Raw genomic sequence first — 2,853 nt, 5'->3', positions numbered from 1 at the left:
TGGGCGGCGAGGTTCGCCGCCCAGAACGCGTCGAAGTCCTCGGGCTCGTCGGTGGCGGGCGGAGCGGCCGGCGCCACCGTGACGAGCGGCAGGTCGTACTCGGGCACGGGCGGTACCTCCGGGTCTTGGGCGTGCGCTCGGAGCGTACCGCCAGTCCCCGACACTCCCGACGCCGGTCCGCGACCCCCGGCCGTCAGATGATCTTGTTCAGCCATGCGAGCTTGCGGGGGAACCGGTAGTCCCCGCCGCCCTCGTGGTTGTTGTAGGGGTAGACGTCGATCTCCTTGTCCACCGCGCGGGAGCCGCCCGGCCCCCAGCCGTTGTACGCGGCGTACACGGTGGACGGCGGACACGTACCGTCCATCAGCGCCACCGAGAACAGGCCTGCCCCGCGGGCGCGCCGGGCGAACGACACCCCGTCGAGGTACGAGAACGTGCGCCAGACCTGCTCCTCGACCGCCGGGTCGCGGTGCACCGAGAGGTACTTCGTGATCTCGCTGTACGGCGCGTTGTCCGTGATCGACACCGCGCGGCGGTAGTGGCACAGGAACGGCACGTCCGGCATCGCGGCCACGACGTCGGGCACCAGGCCCGCGACCGCGATGGTGATGCCGCCGCCCTGGCTGCCGCCGCTCAGCGCCACGCGCGCCGGGTCGAGCCCGTCGATCGCCCGCACCGCGTCGACCGCACGGACGCCGTCCGTGAAGACGCGCCGGTAGTAGTGGTCGTGCGGGTCCAGCACGCCGCGGGTCATGAACCCGGGGGACGCGGGGCCCGAGCCCACCGGGTCCGGCGTGTCCCCGCCAGCGCCCCAGCCGGAACCCTGGCCACGCGTGTCCATCATGAGGTGCGCGTAGCCCGCGGCCGCCCACTGGATCCGCTCGTGCGGCAGGCCCCGGCCGCCGCCGTAGCCCTGGTACTCCACGACCACCGGCAGGTCGCCGGTCGCGTGCGCGGGCCGCGTCAGCCACGCCTTGACCGGGTGCCCGCCGAACCCGGGGAACGTCACGTCGTCCACCAGGATCTCGGTGAGGCCCACGTCGAGGCGTTCCACCTGCGGTGCCGTGTCGAACGTACGGGCCTCGGTCAGCGTGGCCGACCAGAACCCGTCGAAGTCGGCGGGCTCGTCGACCTCCGGCGTGTACTTCTCGAGATCGGGCAGCGGCATGTCGAACTGGGCCACGTGGATGCTCCTCGGCGTCGTCGTCGTTCTGGGGTGCGGCGGCGAGGTCCTGCTGCGCGGCGCCGCGCCGTCCTGAGCTTGTCGAAGGGTCGACCGGGGTGAGCGTAGCGCGCGACTACCCTTGGTAGGTGGCACATCTCCTCGGCGCAGACGGCATCGCGCTGACCATCGGTACTCGCACCCTCCTCGCGGACGTCTCGCTGGGGCTCGACGACGGCGACCGCGTCGGCATCGTCGGCCCCAACGGCGCGGGCAAGTCCACCCTGCTGCGCATCTTCGCCGGCACAGCCCTGCCCGACGGCGGGCGGGTCACCCGGGTGGGTGGCTCCACCCTGGGCATGCTCGACCAGCGTGACGAGCTGCCCGAAGACGCCACCGTGCTCGACATCGTGCACGGCGACGCCGAGACCCACGTCTGGGCCTCGGACGCACGCGTGCGGGAGGTGCACGACGGCCTGATCGCCGAGCTCGCCTGGGACGCCCCGGTCGCCAAGCTGTCCGGCGGCCAGCGTCGCCGCGTGGCGCTCGCTGCCCTGCTCGTGCAGGACCCGGACGTGCTGCTCCTCGACGAGCCCACCAACCACCTCGACGTCGAGGGCGTCGCCTGGCTCGCGGCCCACCTGCGCGAGCGGTACGGCCGTCCGGGCACGTCGGGCGCGCTCGTCGTCGTCACCCACGACCGCTGGTTCCTCGACGAGGTCTGCTCCCGCATGTGGGAGGTGCGCGGCGACGGGACCGGCGCCGTCGACGGGTACGAGGGCGGGTACGCGGCCTACATCCTGGCGCGTGCCGAGCGGGCCCGGCAGGCCGCGACGGCCGCCGAGAAGCGCGACAACCTGCTGCGCAAGGAGCTCGCCTGGCTCCGCCGCGGCGCGCCCGCGCGCACGTCCAAGCCGAAGTTCCGCCTCGACGCCGCGTCCGCGCTGATCGACGACGAGCCGCCGCCGCGCGACTCGATGGAGCTCACCCGCATGGCGACGCGACGGCTCGGCAAGGACGTGCTGGACCTCGAGTCGGTGTCGGTGACGGTGCCGGGCAAGGTCCTGTTCGACGACGTGACCTGGCGTCTCGGGCCGGGCGACCGGTACGGCGTCGTGGGCGTCAACGGTGCGGGCAAGACCACGCTGCTGGCGCTGCTGGCAGGCCGCCGCGAACCGGACTCGGGCCGGGTCAAGCGCGGCAAGACCATCCACATGCAGGAGCTCTCGCAGGACGTCGCCGAGCTCGACGAGCTGGGGTCGCTGAAGGCTGTCGAGGTCATCGAGCAGGAGAAGGGCCGGGTCGTCGTCGACGGCAAGGAGCTCACCGCCGCGCAGCTCACCGAGAAGCTGGGCTTCACGCGCGAGCGGGCCTACACCCCGGTGCGGGACCTGTCGGGTGGCGAGCGGCGCCGGCTCCAGCTGCTGCGGCTGCTGGTGTCCGAGCCCAACGTGCTGCTGCTCGACGAGCCCACCAACGACCTCGACACCGACACGCTGGCCGCCGTCGAGGACCTGCTGGACGGCTGGCCGGGCACGCTGATCGTGGTCTCGCACGACCGGTACCTGCTGGAGCGGGTGGCCGACCGGCAGGTCGCCCTCCTCGGCGACGGCACCATCCGCGACCTTCCCGGGGGCGTGGAGGAGTACCTGCGGCTGCGGGCGGCAGCCAGGTCCACCGGCATCTCGGGC

General features: G+C 73.1%; 2 protein-coding genes. One reads left to right on the top strand and one right to left on the bottom strand.

The features are described 5' to 3' along the window. Positions 1-193: 193 nt before the first annotated feature. Positions 194-1,183: an acetylxylan esterase gene (locus PROKR_RS17635; protein WP_036965148.1), complete on the bottom strand. Its 990-nt coding sequence runs from the start codon at positions 1,181-1,183 to the stop codon at positions 194-196. Between the two features lie 128 nt (positions 1,184-1,311). Here PROKR_RS17635 and PROKR_RS17630 point away from each other — a divergent pair. Further along, positions 1,312-2,853: ABC-F family ATP-binding cassette domain-containing protein (locus PROKR_RS17630; protein WP_084800510.1), on the top strand; the 1,542-nt coding region annotated here is incomplete at its 3' end.

Origin of the sequence: Promicromonospora kroppenstedtii DSM 19349 (assembly GCF_000515355.1) — a bacterium.
Lineage (GTDB): Bacteria > Actinomycetota > Actinomycetes > Actinomycetales > Cellulomonadaceae > Promicromonospora > Promicromonospora kroppenstedtii.
Note: the sequence above shows the minus strand (reverse complement) of the source record. Positions and strands in the feature narration are given on the sequence as shown.